Source organism: Pseudomonas grimontii, assembly GCF_007858185.1.
Classification (GTDB): Bacteria; Pseudomonadota; Gammaproteobacteria; order Pseudomonadales; family Pseudomonadaceae; genus Aquipseudomonas; species Aquipseudomonas grimontii.
The window spans coordinates 429,533-451,800 of the sequence record NZ_VFES01000001.1 but is presented as its reverse complement, the minus strand read 5'-3'; the positions used below and the strand labels follow the sequence as shown (position 1 = coordinate 451,800).

20 protein-coding genes are annotated in these 22,268 nt (G+C 61.3%); 6 read left to right on the top strand and 14 right to left on the bottom strand.

Translation table 11 applies throughout. The annotated features are described in order from the left end of the window. Positions 1-189 precede the first annotated feature (189 nt). Genes FIV39_RS02195 through FIV39_RS02180 form a run of 4 tightly spaced genes read right to left on the bottom strand, consistent with a single transcriptional unit; the run spans position 190 to position 4,562 of the window. On the bottom strand, positions 190-951 hold the full coding sequence (locus FIV39_RS02195) for an SDR family NAD(P)-dependent oxidoreductase (protein WP_090408971.1): 762 nt from the start codon (positions 949-951) through the stop codon (positions 190-192). A 10-nt stretch (positions 952-961) separates the two neighbouring features. Next, positions 962-2,302 (bottom strand): MFS transporter, encoded by a 1,341-nt coding sequence (locus tag FIV39_RS02190; RefSeq protein ID WP_090408974.1) that lies wholly within the window; start codon positions 2,300-2,302, stop codon positions 962-964. A gap of 38 nt (positions 2,303-2,340) precedes the next feature. Further along, on the bottom strand, positions 2,341-3,219 hold the full coding sequence (locus FIV39_RS02185) for a polysaccharide deacetylase family protein (protein ID WP_003234086.1): 879 nt from the start codon (positions 3,217-3,219) through the stop codon (positions 2,341-2,343). Between the two features lie 11 nt (positions 3,220-3,230). After that, positions 3,231-4,562: an amidase gene (locus FIV39_RS02180; RefSeq protein ID WP_090408977.1), complete on the bottom strand. Its 1,332-nt coding sequence runs from the start codon at positions 4,560-4,562 to the stop codon at positions 3,231-3,233. 336 nt (positions 4,563-4,898) lie between these two features. Here FIV39_RS02180 and FIV39_RS02175 point away from each other — a divergent pair, with 336 nt between their 5' ends. From FIV39_RS02175 to cmoB, 6 genes are all read left to right on the top strand, one after another. Continuing rightward, positions 4,899-5,888, top strand: coding sequence for a GntR family transcriptional regulator (locus FIV39_RS02175; protein ID WP_090408980.1), 990 nt, complete (start codon positions 4,899-4,901; stop codon positions 5,886-5,888). A 207-nt stretch (positions 5,889-6,095) separates the two neighbouring features. Beyond that, a complete protein-coding gene (gene lon, locus FIV39_RS02170; RefSeq protein WP_090408983.1) occupies positions 6,096-8,516 on the top strand; it encodes an endopeptidase La in 2,421 nt (806 codons plus the stop codon). A gap of 242 nt (positions 8,517-8,758) precedes the next feature. Then, the gene (locus FIV39_RS02165; RefSeq protein ID WP_090408986.1) at positions 8,759-9,148 is read left to right on the top strand and encodes a protease inhibitor I42 family protein; all 390 of its coding nucleotides are present in this window, start codon (positions 8,759-8,761) and stop codon (positions 9,146-9,148) included. Between the two features lies 1 nt (position 9,149). Further along, complete coding sequence (locus FIV39_RS02160; RefSeq protein WP_090408989.1) at positions 9,150-9,806, top strand: lysoplasmalogenase; 657 nt, start codon at positions 9,150-9,152, stop codon at positions 9,804-9,806. Between the two features lie 35 nt (positions 9,807-9,841). Continuing rightward, on the top strand, positions 9,842-10,585 hold the full coding sequence (gene cmoA / locus FIV39_RS02155) for a carboxy-S-adenosyl-L-methionine synthase CmoA (RefSeq protein WP_090408992.1): 744 nt from the start codon (positions 9,842-9,844) through the stop codon (positions 10,583-10,585). Continuing rightward, on the top strand, positions 10,582-11,538 hold the full coding sequence (gene cmoB, locus FIV39_RS02150) for a tRNA 5-methoxyuridine(34)/uridine 5-oxyacetic acid(34) synthase CmoB (RefSeq protein WP_090408995.1): 957 nt from the start codon (positions 10,582-10,584) through the stop codon (positions 11,536-11,538). The genes cmoA and cmoB overlap by 4 nt, the downstream gene beginning before the upstream one ends. Positions 11,539-11,693: 155 nt before the next feature. Here the strand turns inward: cmoB and tadA are convergent, their stop codons facing one another. The 10 genes from tadA to lptF form a co-directional block, all read right to left on the bottom strand. Continuing rightward, a complete protein-coding gene (gene tadA / locus FIV39_RS02145; protein WP_090409000.1) occupies positions 11,694-12,191 on the bottom strand; it encodes a tRNA adenosine(34) deaminase TadA in 498 nt (165 codons plus the stop codon). Next, the gene (locus FIV39_RS02140; RefSeq protein WP_143513906.1) at positions 12,191-13,567 is read right to left on the bottom strand and encodes a multicopper oxidase family protein; all 1,377 of its coding nucleotides are present in this window, start codon (positions 13,565-13,567) and stop codon (positions 12,191-12,193) included. Before FIV39_RS02140 ends, tadA begins: the two co-directional genes overlap by 1 nt. Positions 13,568-13,760: 193 nt before the next feature. After that, a complete protein-coding gene (pdxJ, locus tag FIV39_RS02135; protein ID WP_090409006.1) occupies positions 13,761-14,504 on the bottom strand; it encodes a pyridoxine 5'-phosphate synthase in 744 nt (247 codons plus the stop codon). Between the two features lie 52 nt (positions 14,505-14,556). Continuing rightward, complete coding sequence (gene recO / locus FIV39_RS02130) at positions 14,557-15,246, bottom strand: DNA repair protein RecO (RefSeq protein ID WP_090409009.1); 690 nt, start codon at positions 15,244-15,246, stop codon at positions 14,557-14,559. A 141-nt stretch (positions 15,247-15,387) separates the two neighbouring features. Continuing rightward, positions 15,388-16,290, bottom strand: coding sequence for a GTPase Era (gene era, locus FIV39_RS02125; protein WP_090409012.1), 903 nt, complete (start codon positions 16,288-16,290; stop codon positions 15,388-15,390). After that, positions 16,283-16,972, bottom strand: a complete 690-nt coding sequence (rnc, locus tag FIV39_RS02120; RefSeq protein WP_027604662.1) for a ribonuclease III — start codon at positions 16,970-16,972, stop codon at positions 16,283-16,285. The genes era and rnc overlap by 8 nt, the downstream gene beginning before the upstream one ends. A 147-nt stretch (positions 16,973-17,119) precedes the next feature. Beyond that, positions 17,120-17,974 (bottom strand): signal peptidase I, encoded by an 855-nt coding sequence (gene lepB, locus FIV39_RS02115; RefSeq protein WP_090409015.1) that lies wholly within the window; start codon positions 17,972-17,974, stop codon positions 17,120-17,122. Between the two features lie 5 nt (positions 17,975-17,979). After that, on the bottom strand, positions 17,980-19,779 hold the full coding sequence (gene lepA / locus FIV39_RS02110; protein WP_027604664.1) for a translation elongation factor 4: 1,800 nt from the start codon (positions 19,777-19,779) through the stop codon (positions 17,980-17,982). Between the two features lie 151 nt (positions 19,780-19,930). Then, complete coding sequence (lptG, locus tag FIV39_RS02105; protein ID WP_090409017.1) at positions 19,931-21,010, bottom strand: LPS export ABC transporter permease LptG; 1,080 nt, start codon at positions 21,008-21,010, stop codon at positions 19,931-19,933. Further along, entirely contained in the window at positions 21,003-22,121 is a 1,119-nt protein-coding gene (lptF, locus tag FIV39_RS02100; protein ID WP_090409020.1) for an LPS export ABC transporter permease LptF, read from the bottom strand. Before lptF ends, lptG begins: the two co-directional genes overlap by 8 nt. Between the last annotated feature and the right edge of the window lie 147 nt (positions 22,122-22,268).

Here is a 22,268-nt window from a genome sequence, read left to right as displayed (position 1 = left end):
TTCTGCTTTACTGGGGCTGCTACGCAGCCCAACGCGGGACAAGCCCGCTCGCCACAGGGAGATTTGTCAGGGGCTGAAAAGTTGTGTAGATACCCATGCCCCGATGGCAGTGGGTCAGTCACAGATGGGCTAACTGAACCACCGCCATCGGGGGCAAGCCCCCTCCCACATTTGGATCAAGTACATCAGTCAGTCAGGCCAGCGCACGGTGAGGCCGCCATCGATGATGATGCTCTGCCCGGTTAAATAACTCGACGCCTCACTGGTCAAGAACTGCACCAGCGACGCCACTTCATCCGCGCGCCCTACCCGCCCCAGCGGAATCGCGCGCGCGGCCTTGGCCAGGCCTTCCGGGCCGAGGGAGTTCTTTGCATCCAGCGATTGCGGTGTTTCGATCAACCCCGGGATCACCGCATTGCAACGAATGCCCAGGGGCGCCAACTCCACCGCCAGCGAGCGGCATAACCCCGGCACACCAGCCTTGGCCGCTGCGTAATGGCTGTGTTCCTGCCAGCCATATACGCCGCCGGCAATCGAAGAGATCGCCACCAGCGCGCCGCCTTCGTTCATATGCCGCGTCGCCGCGCGGAAGGTGCGCATCACCCCCGTCAGGTCGACATTGAGCATCTCGTTCCACCGCTCATCGGTCATCTCCAGCAGCGGCGCACGACGCAGCAAACCGGCGTTGGCCACCGCGTAATCCAACCGGCCGAAATGCTGTACCGCCTGTTCGGCCAAGGCATCCACCGAGGCGGTATCGCCCACGTCCAGCGGTAACATCAGGCACTCGCCCCCCGCCTCTTCCACCTGTGACACGGTGGTGCTCGGGTCGTGAGGATCGGCCGGATAATACCCGCCCACCACCGCCACACCGCTGCGGGCATAGGCCACGGCGAGGGCTTGGCCGATGCCGCTGGCGGCACCGGTAATCAAGGCAACTTTACGGCTCATCAAACACTCCTTACTGAATGGTTTCCGGACGCACATGGCGTGCGGCAAACATCAGCGCGCCGGACAAGAAGCACGGCAGCGCGCCGAACCACAGCGCGGCGGTCTGCCAGTCACTGCCGGCGGACAACACCTGGGTCGCACCAAAGCCCGCGACCACGGCACCAATCGGGCCCATGGCATGGATGATCGCGCCGCCGGTGGCGCGGATGCTGGTGGGGAAACTTTCACTGATGAAGAACAGCGCCGCCGAGTACGGCCCGATCAGGAAGAACAGGCCCAGGCTGTACAGCCCGACCACCATCGGCATATTGCTCGGGCCAAACAGCATGCCGGCAAACGCCAGGCCGCCGAGCATCCAACCCAGGCCGATCACATTGCGACGGCCGATCTTGTCGCCCATCCAGCCGTGGCTGAGGTAGCCGCAGTAACCCACCAGGTTGGACAGCACGAGGATGATCAGCGAGTTCTCGAACGAGATGTGGTGCACGCTGACGATCACCGAGGTGCCGAGCACGCTGAACACCTGGATCGCTGCCCAGTTGAGCAGCAGGGCAGCGCCGATCACCAACGTGGCGCGACGGGCCGGGCCACGGAAGGCCGCCTTGAGGCCGGCCTTGCTGTGTTCGTCGTAGTCCACGCCGTAGGTCACGGCAACGTTTTGCGCTTCTTTCACCGCGCCGCTTTTACGCAGCTCGCTGATGCGCTGGTGGATCTGGAACTGCGGGCTCTCCTTGAGCTTGCGCGCCATGATCGCGATCACCACCGCCGGGATCGCGGCGAAGATGAAGCAACCCTGCCAACCAATGATCGGCAGCAACAGCGCGGTCAAACCGGCGGCGATCAACGCACCGACCGGCCAGCCGCCCTGCACCAGGCTGTAGATGAAGCCGCGACGCTTGGTCAGTCGCGGGTCTTCTGACGCACCATACAACTCGGTCAGATAGGTGGCGTTGACGGTTTCTTCGGCATATCCCAGGCCACCCAGCGAACGGATCAGAATCAGCGGCGACTTGCCCCACGCCCCGCCGATGGCGGTCAGCGCCGAGCACAGCGCGGAACCGGCCACGGTGAAAATAATCCCTTTGCGCCGCCCCAGCTTGTCGACGATCGGCCCGATGGCCAAGGCGACGACGGCGGTACCCACCGCCACCCAGGTCGCGATTTCAGCTTGTTCCACTTCACCCCAGCCAAAGTGCCGGCCGATCTCCGGCAGCAAGGTGCCGAACAGGATGAAGTCATACACCGCAAACACCCAGGCGAAAAACGCGATCCAGGTGGCGAAGCGTACTTCCTGGGACGTCAGTTGCCGGGGTTTCCAGCCAGTCAGGTCAAGCTTGTTGTAGATGGACATAATCGCGCCTCGGGAGGTGGGGGCTGCTTGGGTTGGGATCAGGTACGCGGTTGGCGGCGGATAAAGTCGTCGGCGATTTCGTCGAAGGTGACGAAACGCACGCCGGCATGACTCTGGATGTGTTCGATCAAGCGCTCGAGCATCAACAGCACTTGCGGGCGGCCGGACACGTCGGGGTGGATGGTCATGGTGAACACCGCGTGTTCGTGCTCGCGGTAAACCCAGTCGAACTGGTCGCGCCACATTTCTTCCAGGTGACGCGGGTTGACGAAGCCGTGGCTGTTGGGGGCTTTCTTGATGAACATCATCGGCGGCAGGTCGTCGAGGTACCAGTTGGCCGGGATCTCCACCAGGTCGGTTTCTTCGCCGCGAACCAAGGGCTTCATCCAGGTGTCGGGGTGCTGGCTGTAGTCGATCTTGGTCCAGCTGTCGCCCTTGCGCACGTAGTAGGGGTGGAAGTCGTTGTGCATCAGGCTGTGGTCGTACTTGATGCCTTTTTTCAGCAGCAGCTCGTTGGTGACCTTGCTGAACTCCCACCACGGTGCGACGTAGCCGGTGGGGCGCTTGCCGGTGACTTGGGTGATCAGTTCGATGGATTTATCGAGGACGATTTCTTCCTGCTCGGCGGTCATCGCAATCGGGTTTTCGTGGCTGTAACCATGCACGCCGATTTCGTGGCCGGCGTCGGCCACGGCCTTCATCTGCTCGGGGAAGGTTTCCATCGAGTGGCCGGGGATAAACCAGGTGGTGCGCAGGCCGTAGCGTTCGAACAGTTTGAGCAGGCGCGGCGCGCCGATTTCACCGGCGAACAGGCCACGGGAGATGTCGTCGGGCGAGTCTTCGCCGCCGTAGGAACCGAGCCAGCCGGCGACGGCGTCGACGTCGACGCCAAATGCACAGAGGATGTCTTTTGCCATGGTGTGTCTCCTTAAACGTTAAGTACGGATTCGACGGACAAGGCCGCGCGCAACAGCCGCGCGTCTTCTCCCGTCGGGGCGCTGAGCAGCAGCCCGGTGGGCAGGCCCTGGGCATCGCGGCCACTGGGTAAGCTGACGCCTGGCATGTCGAGAAAGCTGCCGGGCATGGTCAGGCGCAGGGTGGCGAGGTTGGTTTTCACAAACAGTTCGTCGTCGGCTTCAAGCGGTGCCAACGCCGGGGCGACATGGGCGACGGTGGGGGTGATCAGGATCGCGCCGTCGAGCGCGTCGAGCAGTTGCTGTTGCAGGCGGCGGCGCGCGTCGGTCAGGTGGATCAGTTGGCTGGCCGGCAATGCGCGGGCAGCTTCAAGGCGGCGGCGCACGCGGGGGTCGAGTTGCTCGGCATCAGTGCTGTCGAGCAGGGCCTGGTGCAGGGCGAAGGCTTCGAACGCGCCGAGCCAGCCTTGGTGCTTGATCAGGTCCAGGGTGGCCTGGAATGGGGTGCTTTCACGCTCTTCAATCAGCGCACCTTCAGCCTTCAGTCGCTCAACGGCGCGCAGCAGGTTGTTGCGCACGGCAGGCTCCACGTCGGCCAGCACGCCTTGTTCCAAAACAAACCGCTGCCCTTTCAGGCGGCGGGCACTGTGGCGCTGGGTACGGCCATGGAGCAGGTCGTCGACGGCCAAGGCATCGCGCACGCTGCGGGCCAACGGGCCAAGGCTGTCGAGGGAGTGGGCCAGGGGAAACACACCGTCGCGGCTGTAGCGTCGGCTGCTGCTGCGGTAACCCACCAGTCCGTTGAGCGCCGCCGGAATGCGGATGGAACCTGCAGTGTCGGTGCCCATGGCGATTGGCACGATATGCGCGGCGACGGCCACCGCCGACCCGGACGACGAGCCGCCGGGAATGCGCGCCTGGTCCGTGCCATGGGGATTATGCGGCGTGCCGAAATGCGGGTTCAGGCCCAAACCGGAATAGGCCAGTTCGCTGAGGTTGGTTTTGCCGACGCTGACCATCCCGGCGCGGCACAACAGGCCCACGCTGGGAGCATCGAGCAACGCCGCGGGCGCAGTGCGACGGTAGGCGGCGCCGGCGGTGGTGATGCTGCCGGCCACATCGAACAGGTCTTTCCAGGCCAGGGGCACGCCATCGAACACGCTCAAGGGCTGGCCGGCACGCCAACGGGCGGCGGACGCTTCGGCTTCACGGCGGGCGCGTTCGGCGGTCAGGGAAATAAATACGCTGGTCGAGCGGCTCGCTTGATCGAGTGCCTGTTCAAGGGCTTGCACCGGGTCACTACGACCGCTGGCGAAATCCTCGGCCAGTGAAGTGGCGTCTGACATCAGAGAAACCTCATAAAACGTACATATTCATAAAATGTACATTTTACAAAGGCAGCTTTCGTGCCAGTCTCTGTGTAGCGCTCCTGGCGCGATTACGCTTTTTTACCCAGAGCTACGGGATAGATGGTGTTGATCGGTGGAAAAAAGTCTTGCGTCACGGCTGCGAAGCGCCCTCAATGAAATAATGTATCTTTTATTAATAAGTACATTTTGGTGCAGAAAAGTAACATTCCTACATTCAAGGCCCCAAAAAAGTGCCACCGACGTGGCGCAGAGTGACAGGCGTAACTTATGAGAGAATCCCCGGCCATCGTCCTACATGCCTTTGAGAAATCGATGAAAGCAGTGTCCGCCTCGGCCTCCCGTTACGCGATGATTCACCAGGTGTTGCGCGACGCGATCGTCAACGGCACCGCCCGCCATGGCCTGGTATTGCTGGAAGCGCCCCTGGCCGAGCTGTTCGGCACCAGCCGCGTGCCGGTGCGCAAGGCGCTGGACCTGCTGCACGCTGAAGGCTTGATCTGCCGTTTCAACGGCCGGGGTTACCTGATCAACCCCGACGGCCTGGCCATGGAGCCACTGCGCCTGCCCTTGAGCCATGCGCACCTTGGCCTCAATGGCGAAGCCGAACTGGTGGACACCCGGCCGTTGGGCGAGCGTATCGTCGAGGAAATCGGCGCGGCGCTGTCCACCTGCATCGCCTTCGGCCATTACCGCCTGGATGAGCAAGCCGCCGCCGACCACTACGGCGTCAGCCGCGCGGTGGTGCGTGAAGCACTGATGCGCCTGCGCGACCGGGGCCTGGTGGAAAAAGAGCCCTATTCCCAATGGCTGGCGGGGCCTTTGACCGCGCGGGAGGTCACCGAGGATTACGAGCTGCGCGCCTGTCTCGAACCCGAAGCCCTGCGCCAGAGTGCCCCGAACCTCGACCGCGACATGCTGGAAGCCATGTTGCAACGCGTGCTGGATGCCCAGGACAGCCCCCAGTGCAGCCTGGAAGCCATCGAGCAGATCGAAGAGGATTTGCACCAGCGCTGCCTGGCCGGCCTGCAAAACCGCAAGATTGCCGCGCTGATTCGCCAGGGCCAGAGCCCGATGATCATCAGCCGGATTTTTTACCGATTGCTGGGGATCGGCGCTGATCCGGCGATGCTTGCCGAACATCGCTTGATTTTGGAGCTGCTGCTGCATGGCGCATTCGATGCGGCAGCGCTGAATTTGCGCGAGCATTTGCAACGGGCGCGGCAGCGGATGTTGCAGCGTTTGAAAGTGCTATCGGTGCTGCCAGAACAGCCACTGCCCGCCTATCTCCACAAAATCAGCTGACTCAATGTGGGAGGGGGCTTGCCCCCGATGGCGGTGTGTCAGTCAGCGTTGTTTTATCTGAACCACCGCTATCGGGGGCAAGCCCCCTCCCACATTGACCGAGTCGCTGCAGTAATTTCATGCAATATGTTGCTATCTCACCCCCACCATTGAAACCACTGCGACCCCGCCCCATCTAACCTGCATACTTCCTTATGCAGGTGCCCCATGAGCGACCAGCAAGAATTCCCTGATTACGACCTCAACGATTACGCCGACCCCGAAAACGCTGAAACCCCTTCGTCCAATACCGGCCTGGCCCTGCCTGGGCAAAACCTGCCGGACAAGGTCTACATCATCCCGATCCACAATCGGCCGTTCTTTCCGGCGCAAGTGCTGCCGGTGATCGTCAACGAAGAACCGTGGGCCGAGACCCTGGAGCTGGTGAGCAAATCCGACCACCACTCCCTCGCCCTGTTCTTCATGGACACACCGCCGGAAGACCCACGCCACTTCGACACCTCCGCCCTGCCGCTGTACGGCACCCTGGTGAAGGTGCACCACGCCAGCCGCGAGAACGGCAAGCTGCAATTCGTCGCCCAGGGCCTGACTCGCGTGCGGATCAAAACCTGGCTCAAGCACCACCGTCCACCGTACCTGGTCGAAGTGGAATACCCGCACCAGCCAAGCGATCCGACCGACGAGGTCAAGGCCTACGGCATGGCGCTGATCAATGCGATCAAGGAGCTGCTGCCGCTCAACCCGCTGTACAGCGAAGAGCTGAAGAACTACCTCAACCGCTTCAGCCCCAACGACCCGTCGCCCCTCACCGACTTCGCCGCCGCCCTCACGTCAGCCACCGGTAATGAGCTGCAGGAAGTGCTGGATTGCGTGCCGATGCTCAAACGCATGGAAAAAGTCCTGCCGATGCTGCGCAAGGAGGTGGAAGTCGCGCGCCTGCAAAAAGAACTCTCCGCCGAGGTGAACCGCAAGATCGGCGAGCACCAGCGCGAGTTCTTCCTCAAGGAACAGCTCAAGGTCATCCAGCAGGAACTGGGCCTGACCAAGGACGACCGCAGCGCCGACGTCGAACAGTTCGAACAACGCCTGGAAGGCAAGGTGCTGCCGGCCCAGGCGAAAAAACGTATCGATGAAGAACTGAACAAACTGTCCATCCTCGAAACCGGTTCGCCGGAATACGCAGTGACGCGCAATTACCTGGACTGGGCCACCTCGGTGCCATGGGGCGTGTATGGCGAGGACAAACTTGACCTCAAACACGCGCGCAAGGTGCTGGACAAGCACCATGCCGGCCTGGATGACATCAAGAGCCGCATTCTCGAATTCCTCGCGGTGGGCGCCTATAAAGGCGAAGTCGCCGGTTCCATCGTGCTGCTGGTGGGCCCGCCGGGCGTGGGCAAGACCAGCGTGGGCAAATCCATCGCCGAGTCCCTCGGCCGACCGTTCTACCGCTTCAGCGTCGGCGGCATGCGTGACGAGGCCGAGATCAAGGGCCATCGCCGCACCTACATCGGCGCGCTGCCGGGCAAACTGGTGCAGGCGCTCAAAGATGTGGAAGTGATGAACCCGGTGATCATGCTCGACGAGATCGACAAGATGGGCCAGAGCTTCCAGGGTGACCCGGCGTCGGCACTCTTGGAAACCCTCGACCCGGAGCAGAACGTCGAATTCCTCGACCACTACCTCGACCTGCGCCTGGACCTGTCCAAAGTGCTGTTCGTGTGCACCGCCAACACCCTGGACTCGATCCCCGGCCCGCTGCTCGACCGTATGGAAGTGATTCGCCTGTCGGGCTATATCACCGAAGAAAAAGTCGCCATCGCCAAACGCCACCTGTGGCCAAAACAGCTGGAAAAAGCCGGCGTTTCGAAAAACAGCCTGAGCATCAGCGACGGCGCCCTGCGCGCACTGATCGACGGTTACGCCCGTGAAGCCGGGGTGCGCCAGCTGGAGAAACAGCTGGGCAAACTGGTGCGCAAGGCGGTGGTCAAGCTGCTGGATGAGCCGAACTCGGTGATCAAGATCGGTAACAAGGACCTGGAAAGCTCCCTGGGCATGCCGGTGTTCCGCAACGAGCAGGTGTTGTCCGGTACCGGTGTGATCACCGGCCTGGCCTGGACCAGCATGGGTGGCGCCACACTGCCGATCGAGGCGACGCGTATCCACACGCTCAATCGTGGCTTCAAGCTCACCGGGCAGTTGGGTGAGGTGATGAAAGAGTCCGCCGAAATTGCCTACAGCTACATCAGTTCCAACCTGAAGTCGTTTGGCGGCGATCCGAAGTTCTTCGACGAAGCCTTCGTGCACTTGCACGTACCGGAAGGTGCCACGCCGAAGGACGGCCCGAGCGCCGGGGTGACCATGGCCAGTGCGCTGTTGTCCCTGGCGCGCAATCAAGCGCCGAAAAAAGGCGTGGCCATGACCGGCGAACTGACCTTGACCGGGCACGTGCTGCCAATTGGCGGCGTGCGCGAGAAGGTGATTGCAGCGCGGCGCCAGAAGATTCACGAGTTGATCTTGCCGGAGCCCAATCGCGGCAGCTTCGAAGAGCTGCCGGAGTACCTGAAGGAAGGCATGACCGTGCACTTTGCCAAACGCTTCGCGGATGTGGCGAAGGTGCTCTTCTGATAGGTCACTCGCCTGAGCGGACCCCTGTGGAGAGCAGGCTTGCCCTGCGTTGGGCTGCGCAGCAGCCCCAAAACTAACGACCCCATTCTTCCAGAAAGAATGGGGTCTTTTTAAAAGGGTCTGCTTCGCAGCCCAACGCAGGGCAAGCCTGCTCGCCACGAAGGGCACTCTGAGCCCCTCTTGCCACACCTTGTCTCATCTTCGGTTATGCTCGGTCTTCGTCGCCAAACAACGGAGCCTCCATGATCGCTGCCCGCCTGCTTCTCCCCTTGAGCCTTGCCCTGCTGACCGCGTGCGCCAGTGCGCCGAAGCAAAACGTCACCGTGGAAAACCAGAGCGCCTGCCCGCTCCAGCTTAAAACTGGACAAAACCTGATCCTCACCCTGCCGAGTAACCCCACCACCGGCTACCGCTGGGCCATCCAGGATTCCGCCGGTGGCGTGCTGCGCGCGCTGAGCCCCGAGGTCTACAGCAGTACGGAGTCCGGAGTGATCGGAGGGGGAGGTCAATCGACCTGGCGCTTCCAGGCATTTGCCGCAGGACAAGGCCGTTTGCGCCTGACCTCCCAGCAACCCTGGGAGCCGGAAGCCGAACCCGTGGAGACCTTCGACTGCGCCATTACGGTGAACTGATATGCCATGGCTGATACTCGCGTTGATGGGAGCCTTCACTTTTATCTACGGCCTCGCCACCCATGCGATGTTGCTGTGCCTGCTGGTCAAGCCGCTGCCGGTACTGGCGCTGCTGGGCTGGCTGCATGATGCGCCGCCTACCGACTATCGACGCTGGATCAGCCTCGGGCTGATTTTCTCGCTGGTGGGCGATGTGTTGCTCGCCTGGCCGGGCGACCTGTTTATCTTTGGCCTCGGCGCCTTCCTGTTTGCGCACTTGGCCTATCTCAAAGCCTATTTCAGCGACTGCCGCCGTTTGGCGCTGTTGCCGTTGGTATTGGCGCTCGGCGTGGGCGCGATCTTGCTGAGCATCCTGATTTCCCACGGCCTTGGCGACCTGCTGATTCCCGTGGTCGTTTACGCTTTGGTGATCAGCGCCATGCTCTGGCGTGCCCTGGCGCGAGTGGGCAGCGAGGTGCCAAAACGTTCAGCCCTGCTGGCAGCAGCCGGTGCGGCGTCGTTTGTGTTTTCCGACACGCTGATCGGCATCAATCGGTTCGTGCTGTCGTTCGAGGCCGCGCCGTATTTGTTGATCACAACTTACTGGCTCGGCCAATGGGGAATCACGGCGTCGGCTTTCCATCAGACAACCCGCGCATCCGCTGACCAACTTGGCTAAAATGCCGGCCTTTCCCCCTCGTCGCCGGAACAACCGTGAGCAAACAACCCGATCGCCTATTCGCCCAGCCCCTGCCCCAGGTGCCGGACTTCGCCTTCAACGAGGACGTGGTGCGGGTGTTCCCGGACATGATCAAGCGCTCGGTGCCAGGTTACCCGACCATCGTCGAAAACCTCGGCGTGCTCGCGGCGCAGTTTGCCCAGCCCAACAGCGTGCTCTACGACCTGGGTTCGTCCCTGGGTGCGGTGACCCAGGCCTTGCGCCGTCACGTGCGCACTGACGGTTGCCGAGTGATCGCTGTGGATAACTCGGCGGCCATGGTCGAGCGTTGTCGCGAGTACCTCAATGGCCAGGACTCGATGTTCCAGGAGCTGCTGCCGGTCGAGGTGATCGAGGGCGATATCCTTGCGCTGCAATTTCAACCGGCGTCGGTGGTGGCGCTGAATTTCACCCTGCAATTCATTGCCCCCGACGAGCGCCTGGCGTTGCTGTCGCGCATTCGTCAGGCGCTGCTGCCGGGCGGTGCGTTGATCCTCTCGGAGAAGCTGCGCTTCAACGATGTTGAGGAACATGCGCTGCTCACCGACCTGCATATCGCGTTCAAACGCGCCAACGGCTACAGCGAACTGGAAATCGCCCAGAAGCGCAGCGCCATCGAAAACGTCATGAAGCCCGACAGCCTCGAAGAACACCGCGAACGCCTGCTGGCGGCCGGGTTCTCGAAAGTCGTGCCGTGGTTCCAGTGTCTTAACTTTGCCTCGTTGATTGCCTTGCCATGATTGATCTGTCCCCCCTTGCCCGCCATCTGGTCGGCACTCCCCTGGCCGTATGGGCCCAAGGCCTGCAAGCGCAGCTCGATAGCAAGATGGAAAAGGGCCATGGCGACCTGGAGCGTTGGCAGAGTGCCCTGGACGCGCTGCCAAAGATCCAGCCCAGTGAAGTCGACTTGCTCAATGGCCTGGTGCTGGACACCGATTGCGACGACGCCACCCGCGCGCAAATGCACACCGCGCTGATGGGCTTGAGCCCGTGGCGCAAGGGCCCGTTCCATCTGTTCGGCGTGCATGTGGATACCGAATGGCGCTCGGACTGGAAGTGGTCGCGTGTGGCCCCACACCTGAACCTGAAGGGCAAGCGCATTCTCGATGTCGGTTGCGGCAACGGCTACTACATGTGGCGCATGCTCGGCGCCGGGGCCGACAGCGTGATAGGCGTCGACCCGAACTGGCTGTTCTTCTGCCAGTTCCAAGCCGTACAGCGTTACCTGTCTGAGCCTAAAGCCTGGCACCTGCCGTTCTCGTTTGAAGACCTGCCGGCGAACCTGGAAGGTTTCGACACGGTATTTTCCATGGGGGTGTTCTATCACCGTCGCTCGCCGATCGAGCATCTGCTGGCGCTGAAAGACACCTTGGTCAAGGGCGGGGAGTTGGTCCTGGAAACCCTGGTAGTAGAAGGCGACCAGCAACAGGTGCTGGTGCCGGAAGACCGTTATGCGCAGATGCGTAACGTGTGGTTCCTGCCGTCGGTGCCGGCGTTGATGCTGTGGCTGCGGCGGGCGGGCTTCAGTGATGTGAGGTGCGTGGATGTAAGTGTGACCACGGTGGAGGAACAGCGCGGGACGGAGTGGATGAAGTATCAGTCCCTCAGCGACTTCCTCGATCCGCAGGATCACAGCAAGACGATTGAAGGGCTGCCGGCGCCGATGCGGGCCGTGATCATCGCCAAGAAGTAACCGCTAATCTCCCTGAAAAAATGGAGATCAAAAATGTGGGAGGGGCTTGCTCCCGATTGCAGGGTATCAGCTAACACATCTATGGCTGATACACCGCTATCGGGAGCAAGTCGAATCGTCGCACCGCCCCTCCCACATTTGCTCATCAGTGTTCTTTAGAGCGAGGGCTTAGCCCGGCGGGCCTTGAAGAATTCGCTCAGCACCGCGCCGCACTCCTCGGCCAGCACACCGCCTTCAAACAACACCCGATGATTCAGAAACCCCTGGGTAAAGAACTGTCCCTGGCTTTGCACAATCCCCGCCTTCGGCTCCAACGCGCCGTACACCACCCGCGCAATTCGCGAATGCACGATCAGGCCGGCGCACATGCTGCATGGTTCCAGGGTCACGTACAGCGTACTGCCCGGCAGTCGGTAGTTGCTGACAGCTTGCGCAGCTGCGCGAATGGCGACCATTTCGGCATGGGCGCTGGGGTCATTGCCGCTGATCGGGCAGTTGAAGCCGCGGCCGATGATTTCACCGTCCTGCACCAGCACCGCGCCCACCGGCACTTCGCCCAGGGCCGCACCTTGTGCCGCAAGGGCCAGGGCTTCGCGCATGAAATCCTGGTCGCGGCTGCGGTCGATAATCGCCGTGGGGCGAAACTGGCGCATCACGCCACCTCGATAGCGGCCATCAGGCCGGTTTCCATGTGGTCGATCACATGGCAGTGGAACATCCACACCCCCGGGTTATCTGCCACCAAGGCCACGCGAGCGCGTTCGTTCTTGCCCAGCAGGTAAGTGTCGGTGAAGTACGGGATCACCTTGTGGCGGTTCGAGGCGATCACCTTGAAGCTCATGCCGTGCAGGTGGATCGGGTGCTGGTACTGGGTCATGTTCTTCAATTCGAAAATGTAGCTCTTGCCCTTTTCCAGCTTGGCAATCGGCCGGTCGGCGCAGGTCTTGTCGGTGATGTCCCAGGCCTGGCCGTTGATCTGCCACAGGCTCGGCGGCTTGCCGTTATCCACCGATACGGAGCCGACCCACTCGAAATTGAAGTTGAGTTTCTCCGCATTGGCCAGGTCCGGCTCGGCAATCGGGTTGGCGGGCAATGCCGGGGGCCACTCGGTCGGTGCATCGGTGTTGGCGACCGAGCGGAAAGTGCCCAGGCGCACCGGACCGTTGCGGATCGACAGTTCTTCGCCCTCCGGCGGTGCCTTGATCGCCAGGCAGATACGCATGCCCGGACCCAGCCAGTATTCCTTACCCATCGGCCGTGGTTCGACGGGGTTGCCGTCCAGCGCGTAGATCTGCGCGTCGACGTCGGGGATGTTGATGCGATAGGTCAGGGTGTTGTCGAGGTTGAGTAGGCGCACGCGGGTGATCTGCCCGGCGGGCAGGTCGATTACCGCCTGGGAGACGCCATTGATCGTCGACAACCGCCCGGCCGTACCGCCACGCGCGGCTTCACGGGGAATGCTGAAGGCGACGAAGGCGCCCTCTTCGTCCACATGCCAGCTCTTCAGGCTCAGGGTGCGTTCGTGTTTGAAGCCGGTGGGCTCGCGCTCTTCGATGATCAGCGGGCCGACCAGGCCTCGGCCGAGTTCTTCGCTGCTGTTCACATGGGGGTGATACCAGTAGCTGCCGGCATCGGGCACGCGGAATGTGTAGTCGAAGTATTCGCCGGGCAACACCGGCAATTGCGAGACATAGGGCACGCCGTCCATTTCCAGCGGTAGGCGGATGCCGTGCCAGTGAATCGTGGTGGCGACCGGCAGGTGGTTGATAAAGCGCACCCGCAGCCACTCACCCTGGCGCACGCGCAACTCGGTGCCCGGTGCCGAAGGGCCGAAGGCCCAGGCTTCGGTCTTGTGCCCCGGCACCAGTTCTACATCGAGCGGCGCGGCGATCAGTTCGTAATCGTGCCCTGCTTCGGCTTCGGCGACTTTCCCCAGCCAGTAGCGGTAGGCGCCACCGGCACCAACACCCACTACGGCCAGGCCTGCAAGACCACCCAGGATTTGTCGACGGGAAAAGGATCGGGACACAACAACCTCACGTATCTGCCGCAGGCGCAGGGCCTGCAAAGGGCAGATACGATACACCTGCATTGGCTAAACAGTAAGGCTTCTCATGTGGGAGGGGGCTTGCTCCCGATAGCAGTGTGTCAGCCACCACATTTATGGCTGATACACCGCTATCGGGGGCAAGCCCCCTCCCACATTGGTTCTTCATTATTTTTTAGGGTTTGGCAGCGGCCAGGATCAACGCTTTCATCTCGGCAACCGCGCCTTTGAAACCGACGAACAACGCATGAGCCACCAGCGCGTGGCCGATGTTCAGCTCGTTGATACCCTTGATCGCAGCCACCGCTTCGACGTTGTGGTAGTGCAGGCCGTGGCCGGCGTTGACGATCAGGCCTTCATTGAGGCCGCAGTTCACACCGTCAATGATGCGCTGCAGTTCATCCGCCACTTCGGTCGGTGTGGTGGCATCGGCGTAACGGCCGGTGTGCAGCTCGATGGCCGGCGCGCCGACACGGCGGGACGCTTCGATCTGGCGCTCGTCGGCGTCGATGAACAATGAAACTTCGCTGCCGATCTTCGACAGGCGCTCCACGGCTGCCTTGATCCGCGCTTCCTGGCCAGCCACGTCGAGGCCGCCTTCGGTGGTCAGTTCCTGGCGGGTTTCCGGGACCAGGCAGATGTGCGCCGGGCGGATGCGCTCGGCGAAGGCCATCATTTCTTCGGTGACGCCCATCTCGAAGTTCATGCGGGTTTGCAGCACGTCCTTGAGCAGCAGCACATCGCGCTCCTGGATGTGGCGGCGGTCTTCGCGCAGGTGCACGGTGATGCCGTCGGCGCCCGCTTCTTCGGCGTCCAGCGCGGCCTTGACCGGGTCAGGGTAACGGGTGCCCCGGGCCTGGCGCAGGGTAGCGACGTGGTCGATGTTGACGCCAAGAAGAATGCGATTGCTGGTGGTCACGGAAGCGCTCCTGAAAAGGGGAAAGAAACGCCGCACAGCATACACGGGGATGTCAGGGCTTTCGAAACAACTCGCGACTGACCAGCGGCCTTCCGCCCAAGTGCACGGCCAGGGCTTGGCGCATCAAGCGTTTGGCGGCGGACAACGCACCGGGTGCGCTCCAGTCAGCCTCGCTCATGGCCAGCAACTCGGTGCCCTGGAACAAGCCCGGTTGCAGCAGGTACACACGCTCCAGGCCAGCATCCACTTGCAGGCGGTACATGCCGTCGGCGGCGACGGGGTCGCCATGCAGGTCGTTGTTCAGTTCGAAGCCGTAGCCCAGGTCGTCGAGCAGGCGCCATTCGAAGGCGCGCAGCAGCGGCTCCAGGGGGCGACCTTCTGCCAGGGCCAGCAAGGTGGCGGCGTAGTGATCGAAGACAGCCGGGTGCGGGTCTTCGGCGGGCAACAGGCGGATCAGCAGCTCATTGAGGTAGAGGCCGCTGAACAGTGCATCGCCATTGAGCCAGGCGGAAGTGCCGACGCTTTCCAGGCGCCCGACGTTTTTCAGCTCACCCTTGCCGCGAAACTCCACATCCAACGCCACGAAGGGCCGCGCCAATGTCCCCGCCTTGCCCCGCGCGCTGCGCAACACCGCGCGCAGGCGGCCTTGGGGCGTGAGGAAGTCCACCAGGGCGCTGGTCTCGCGGTAGGCGCGGCTGTGCAGGACGTAGGCGAGTTGGCTGGGGGGTGGGGATTGGGACATGGGTTCTCTATCTTGAAAACAACACAAACCTAATGTGGGAGGGGGCTTGCCCCCGACGGCGGTGGTTCAGTCACTTATCTATTAACTGACCCACTGCTATCGGGGGCAATCCCCCTCCCACATTTTTGCCCTGCGGTGTCCTTAGAGGTCGCCGTAGCCGAGGGAGCGCAACGCACGCTCATCATCGGACCAACCACCCTTAACCTTCACCCACAGGTTGAGCATGATCTTGGAATCGAACAGCAATTCCATGTCTTTGCGCGCTTCGGTGCCGATACGCTTGATGCGCTCGCCCTTGTCGCCAATGATGATTTTCTTCTGGCCGTCACGTTCGACGAGGATCAGCGCATGGATATGCAGGGTCTTGCCCTGCTGCTTGAACTCTTCGATTTCGACGGTGATCTGGTACGGCAGCTCGGCGCCCATCTGGCGCATGATTTTCTCACGCACCAGTTCGGCGGCGAGGAAACGGCTGCTGCGGTCAGTGATCTGGTCTTCCGGGAAGAAGTGCTCGTTCTCCGGCAGGTAGCCGGCGATCACGCGCTCCAGGGTTTCGAGGTTGTGACCGTGCTGGGCCGAGATCGGCATGATCTGGGCGTTCGGCAGTTGCTCCTGCAGCCAGGTCAGGTGCGGCATCAGCTCGGCTTTGTCTTCGATACGATCGGTCTTGTTCAACGCGACGATCAAAGGGCCGGTGACGTACTGCACACGCTCCAGAACCATCTGGTCTTCGTCGGTCCACTTGGTGCGGTCGACGACGAAGATCACCACGTCGACGTCTTTCAACGCCGCCGAGGCAGTCTTGTTCATGTAGCGGTTAAGGGCTTTCTCGCCGCCTTTGTGCATGCCCGGGGTGTCGACGTAGACCGCTTGCACGCTGCCTTCGGTCTTGATGCCCAGCATGTTGTGGCGGGTGGTCTGCGGCTTGCGCGAGGTGATCGCGAGTTTCTGGCCGAGGATGTGGTTCAGCAGCGTGGACTTGCCCACGTTCGGGCGGCCGACGATGGCAACATAGCCACAGCGTGTTGCGGTTGAATCAGTCATGGCCATTCTCCACGCCCAGGGCAATCAGTGCTGCAGCGGCCGCTACCTGTTCGGCAATACGACGGCTTACACCCTGACCTCGGCTTTTTTCATTCAGTAAGGTGATTTCACATTCCACGAAGAACACGCGGCAATGGGGCTCACCCTGGATATCCACCACTTCGTAGCGTGGCAGGTCACAACCGCGCGATTGCAGGAATTCCTGCAGGCGGGTCTTCGGATCTTTGTTGGTGTCGACCAGCGTGAGGCTTTCGATCTCGGAGGTCAGCCACGCGGTGACGCGCTCCTTGGCCGCTTCCATGCCTGCATCGAGGTAGATCGCACCGATCAGCGCTTCAAGCGCGTCGGCCAGGATCGACTCACGGCGGAAACCGCCGCTCTTCAACTCACCGGACCCCAGGCGCAGGTACTCGCCCAGACCAAACCCGCGGGCCAGCACGGCCAGGGTCTCGCCCTTCACCAGGCGTGCGCGCAAACGCGACAGCTGACCTTCACGGGCTTGCGGGAAGCGCTCGAACAAGGCTTCACCGGCGACGAAATTGAGGATGGCATCACCGAGGAATTCCAGGCGTTCGTTATTACGCCCTGCAAAGCTGCGGTGTGTGAGGGCAAGGACCATCAATTCCTGATCCTTGAAGGTGTAGCCGAGCTGGCGCTCGAGACGACTTAGAGAAACGGTCACGGTTTACCCATATCTGTGTGGTGGCACCGGCGGCCATCGACGATTGACGCAGTGTTCAAATTCAAATCCTGGTTGGTATTGCATGGGGACGGAAAATGTCCAAGCCCCAGAAAAGCATTCGGCGCTGTGTTCACAGCGCCGCTTGTATTACTTGATCAGCCCGACCCGCGAGAAGTTCGGCAGGTGGCTGAGCTTGGGTTCCGGCCAGCTCATCCAGACCGCGAAGGCCTTGCCGACGATATTCTGGTCGGGAACCATGCCCAGCAGATCCTTGGGAATGCTGGGGTCATCCCAATAGCGACTGTCATTGGAGTTGTCGCGGTTGTCGCCCATCATGAAATAATGCCCGGCCGGCACTTTCCACTCGCCATCAGGCATCGCGCGGTAGCGGCTCATTTCCTTGCGGATTTCATGCTCTACCGCACCGAGTTTTTCCTGGTACAGCTCGGCACTGCCCAGGCTGTTCGGTTCGGAACCGAGCAACTTCTCGGCCACCGACTCGCCATTGATGAACAGGCGCTTGTCGCCGGTGTAGCGAATCACGTCGCCCGGCAGGCCTACCACACGCTTGATGTAGTTGACGTTCGGGTCGCTCGGGTAGCGGAACACCATCACATCGCCGCGCTGCGGATCACCGACTTCGATGACCTTCTTGTCGATCACCGGCAGGCGAATCCCGTAGGAGAACTTGTTCACCAGGATGAAATCGCCCACGTCCAGGGTAGGTTTCATCGACCCCGACGGGATCTGAAACGGCTCCACCAGGAACGAACGCAGCACCAGCACGATGAACAACACCGGGAAGAACGACTTGCCGTATTCAACCAGCAAGGGCTCTTTGTTCAGCTTCTCGATCACCACGACATCGGGCTGGCTGACGCTGCCCTGATAGGACGCGATAGCCGCCCGCCGACGCGGGGCGAAGAACACCAGATCGAGCAACGCCAGGAGACCGCAAACGGCAACGGCGATGACCAGCAACAGCGGGAAATTTAGCGACATAGGACCTAACTATCCAACCTGAGCACCGCAAGGAAGGCTTCTTGTGGAATTTCCACGTTGCCCACTTGCTTCATGCGTTTTTTACCGGCCTTTTGCTTCTCAAGCAGCTTGCGCTTACGGCTGACGTCGCCACCGTAGCATTTGGCCAGTACGTTCTTTCTGAGTGCCTTGACGGAGGTTCGCGCAATGATCTGCCCGCCAATGGCGGCCTGGATCGCGACATCGAACATCTGGCGCGGAATCAGTTCTTTCATCTTCTCGGTCAACTGGCGACCTTTGTAGTGCGCGTTGTCCTTGTGCACGATCAGTGCCAGGGCATCGACCTTGTCGCCGTTGATCAACACATCCAGTTTCACCAGATTAGCCGATTGGTAACGGTCGAAATGGTAATCCAGCGAAGCATAGCCGCGACTGGTGGATTTGAGACGGTCAAAGAAGTCCAGGACCACTTCGTTCATCGGCAAATCGTAGGTCACTTGCACCTGGGTACCGAGGAACAGCATGTCGTGCTGCACGCCACGCTTTTCGATACACAGGGTAATGACGTTGCCCAGGTGTTCCTGCGGCACAAGAATATTGGCCCGCACGATCGGTTCGCGCATGTCTTCGATGGAAGACAGGTCTGGGAGCTTGGACGGGTTGTCGACGTAAATCGTTTCACCGTTTTTAAGCAGCAGCTCAAAAATAACCGTCGGCGCCGTGGTGATCAGGTCCAGGTCGTATTCGCGCTCCAGGCGCTCCTGGATGATTTCCATGTGCAGCATGCCGAGGAAGCCGCAGCGGAAGCCGAAGCCCAGGGCGTCGGAGCTTTCCGGGGTGTACTGCAACGACGAGTCGTTGAGGGTCAGCTTTTGCAGGGCTTCGCGGAAGTCTTCGAAGTCGTCGGAACTGACCGGGAACAGGCCGGCGTAGACCTGCGGCTGGATGCGCTTGAAGCCCGGCAGCACGTCGACATCAGGGGTGGAACTCAAGGTCAGGGTGTCACCCACCGGTGCACCGTGGATGTCCTTGATACCGGCGATGATGAAGCCTACTTCACCGGCTTTCAGATCAGTGGTCGCGGTGTGCTTGGGGTTGAATACACCGACGCTGTCCACCAGGTGGATCTTGCCGGTGGACTTGACCAGGATCTTGTCGCCCTTCTTCACACGGCCGTGGCGCACGCGTACCAGGGAGACAACCCCCAGGTAGTTGTCGAACCACGAGTCGATGATCAACGCTTGCAGCGGATCTTCGTAGTTGCCGGTGGGGGCTGGAATGGTCTTGACCAGGCGCTCGAGCACTTCGTCGACGCCCAGGCCGGTCTTGGCGCTGCACTCGACGGCGTCGGTGGCGTCAATGCCGATGATTTTTTCGATTTCTTCTTTTACGCGATCCGGATCGGCCTGTGGCAGGTCGATCTTGTTCAGCACCGGCATGACTTCCAGGCCTTGCTCGATGGCGGTGTAGCAGTTGGCCACGGACTGGGCTTCAACGCCCTGGCCCGCGTCCACCACCAGCAGCGCGCCTTCGCAGGCCGCCAGGGAGCGGCTGACTTCGTAGGTGAAGTCAACGTGGCCCGGGGTGTCAATGAAGTTCAACTGGTACTTGATACCGTCTTTGGCGGTGTAGTACAGGGTAACGCTGTGGGCCTTGATGGTGATCCCGCGCTCGCGTTCGAGGTCCATGGAGTCCAGTACCTGGGCTTCCATTTCACGCTCGGCAAGGCCGCCGCACATCTGGATGAATCGATCGGCCAGCGTCGACTTACCATGGTCAATGTGGGCGATGATGGAGAAATTGCGGATATGACTCAAATCACTCACGGATCAACACTCAAAAAGGCTGCAGGCAGATTGCCCGCTGAAAAATAGCCGGGAATTGTACCTGATGCTCAGGCCAGACGTCATCTTTGCTGACCAGAACAAAAATGCCCCACTTATTAGAGCGGGGCATTTTTTGTACAGGAGTGCGGCATCAGCCGGCCCGGCGCAGCAGCCAGAACCCGGCCAGGGCGCAGATGGCCGTCGGCACCAGCACCGCAAACAGCGGCGAGAACCCGAACACCAGGCTCGACGGGCCGAGCAGGTCCTGGGCGATGCGGAAGGTGAAACCGACCAGCACCCCGGTAAACACCCGCTGGCCGAGGGTCACGGAGCGCAACGGACCGAAGATGAACGAGATCGCCATCAGCACCAGCGCGGCGGTCACCACCGGCTGCAACACCTTGACCCAAAATGCCAGCCAATAACGACCGTTATTCAAGCCTTGGTCCTTCAGGTAGTGGATATAGCCCCACAACCCGGAGATCGGCAGGCTTTCGGGGATCATCACCACCGTATTGAGCAGTTCCGGCTTGAGGGCGATGTCCCACTCTTCACTGGGCACATTGATCACTTCGGTGCTGGCCTTTGTGCCTTGGCCGACATTACGGAAGTGAGTGGTGGTGATGTCGGTCAATTGCCACTTTTCGTCGCTGTACTGCGCGCGTTTGGCAAAGCTCGACGACAGCATGTGGCGTTCCTTATCGAACGTGTAGCGCGTCACACCGATCAACAGTCCGCCCGGTTGCACGGCGTTGATGTGGATGAACTCATCACCCTGACGGTGCCACAGGCCATGCTTGGCGCTTTGCGCATCGCCCGAGCCCTGGGCCAGGGCGCGATTGGCCTGGGCGGTGCTTTCGGCCGGCGGCGCTACGTATTCACCGATCAGCACGCTGCACAGCATCAGCAGCAACATCGGCTTCATGACCGCCCAGACAATACGACCAATGGACACCCCGGCGGCGCGCATGATGGTCAGTTCGCTGTTGCTGGCCAGGCTGCCCAGGCCGATCAGGCAACCGATCAGCGCAGCCATCGGCATCATGTCGTAGAGACGACGCGGCGCGGTGAGCGCCACGTAGCTCAGCACGTCCCACACGGTATAGGTGTCGCTGACGTTGCCGACTTCATCGATGAAAGCGAACAACGAGGCCAGGCCCAGGATGATGCCCAGTACCGCCAGGATGGCGATCAGGACGCTGCTACCAATGTAGCGATCGAGCTTAGCCACGAGCCAACTCCTTCTGGCCACGACGGCTCATCATTTTCAAACGAATAGGCTCCCAATAAAGCAGCCCCAGGCCGATCAGCAGGAACATCCCGTGCACCCACCACAGGCCCAGGGTCGGCGACAACTTGCCTTTTTCCAGGGAGCCACGGGCGGAAATCAGGATAGTGAGGTAAGCCATGTACAGCAGGATCGCCGGCAACAGCTTGAGGAAACGGCCCTGGCGCGGGTTGACGCGCGACAGCGGCACGGCCATCAGGGTCACGATAAACACCAGCAGCGGCAGGGAAATCCGCCATTGCAGCTCGGCGATGGAGCGCAGTTCCTTGCTACCGAGCAGGTCCGTCGTGGGGATGGCGTCGCGGTCGGTGACTTCGTCGCTGATGTCCGGGCGGGCCAGCATCACGCCGTAAGTGTCGTACTTGATCGCGCGATAGTCAGCCATGCCTGGACTGCCATCGTATCGATAGCCATTTTCCAGAATCAGGTAGCGGCTGCCATCAGGACGCACTTCCTGGCGACCCGAATCCGCCACCAGCACGGAAATGCCACGGTCTTTCTTGTCTTGGCCAAAACGCTTCTCGGAGATGAACACACCGCCCAGGTTGGCGCGGTCGTCGGTCAGGGTTTCCGTGTAAGTCACCCGCGAGCCATCATTAAGCGCCTGGAAACGGCCCGGCTCGAGGGTGTCGAACTCGGTCATCGCGTCCTGTTTGTTCAGCACCAGCTGGAATTGCATGGCACCCTGCGGCGCCAGGCTCAGGCTCAACCAGGCCACGATCAGCGCGACACCGGCGGCAGGGATCATGGTCATGCCCAGCAGGCGCTGCTGGCTCATGCCGGTGGCCGAGAGCACGGTCATTTCACTTTCAAGGTACAAGCGGCCGTATGCCAGCAGGATCCCAAGGAACAGGCCCAACGGCAGGATCAGTTGCAAAAAACCCGGCAGGCGAAAGCCCATGATCAGGAACAGCGAGCCTGGGTCCAGGGCGCCGGACGCAGCCTGGGCCAGGTATTTGACGAAACGACCACTCATGATGATGACCAGCAGGACCGCACTCACGGCACTCAGGGTCAACAGGACTTCGCGGGACAGATAACGGAAGACGATCAAACCAGACACTCCAGGGTTGTCAGGCTAAGGCGGCCAAACAAGCAAGCATACCGAGTCAGCCCGTTTACACCGGGCCGGCTAAAAAGATGGCGCATTATCCTGTGATTGACCGCGCCTGTCACTGCGCAACCTCACGTGCACCTACAA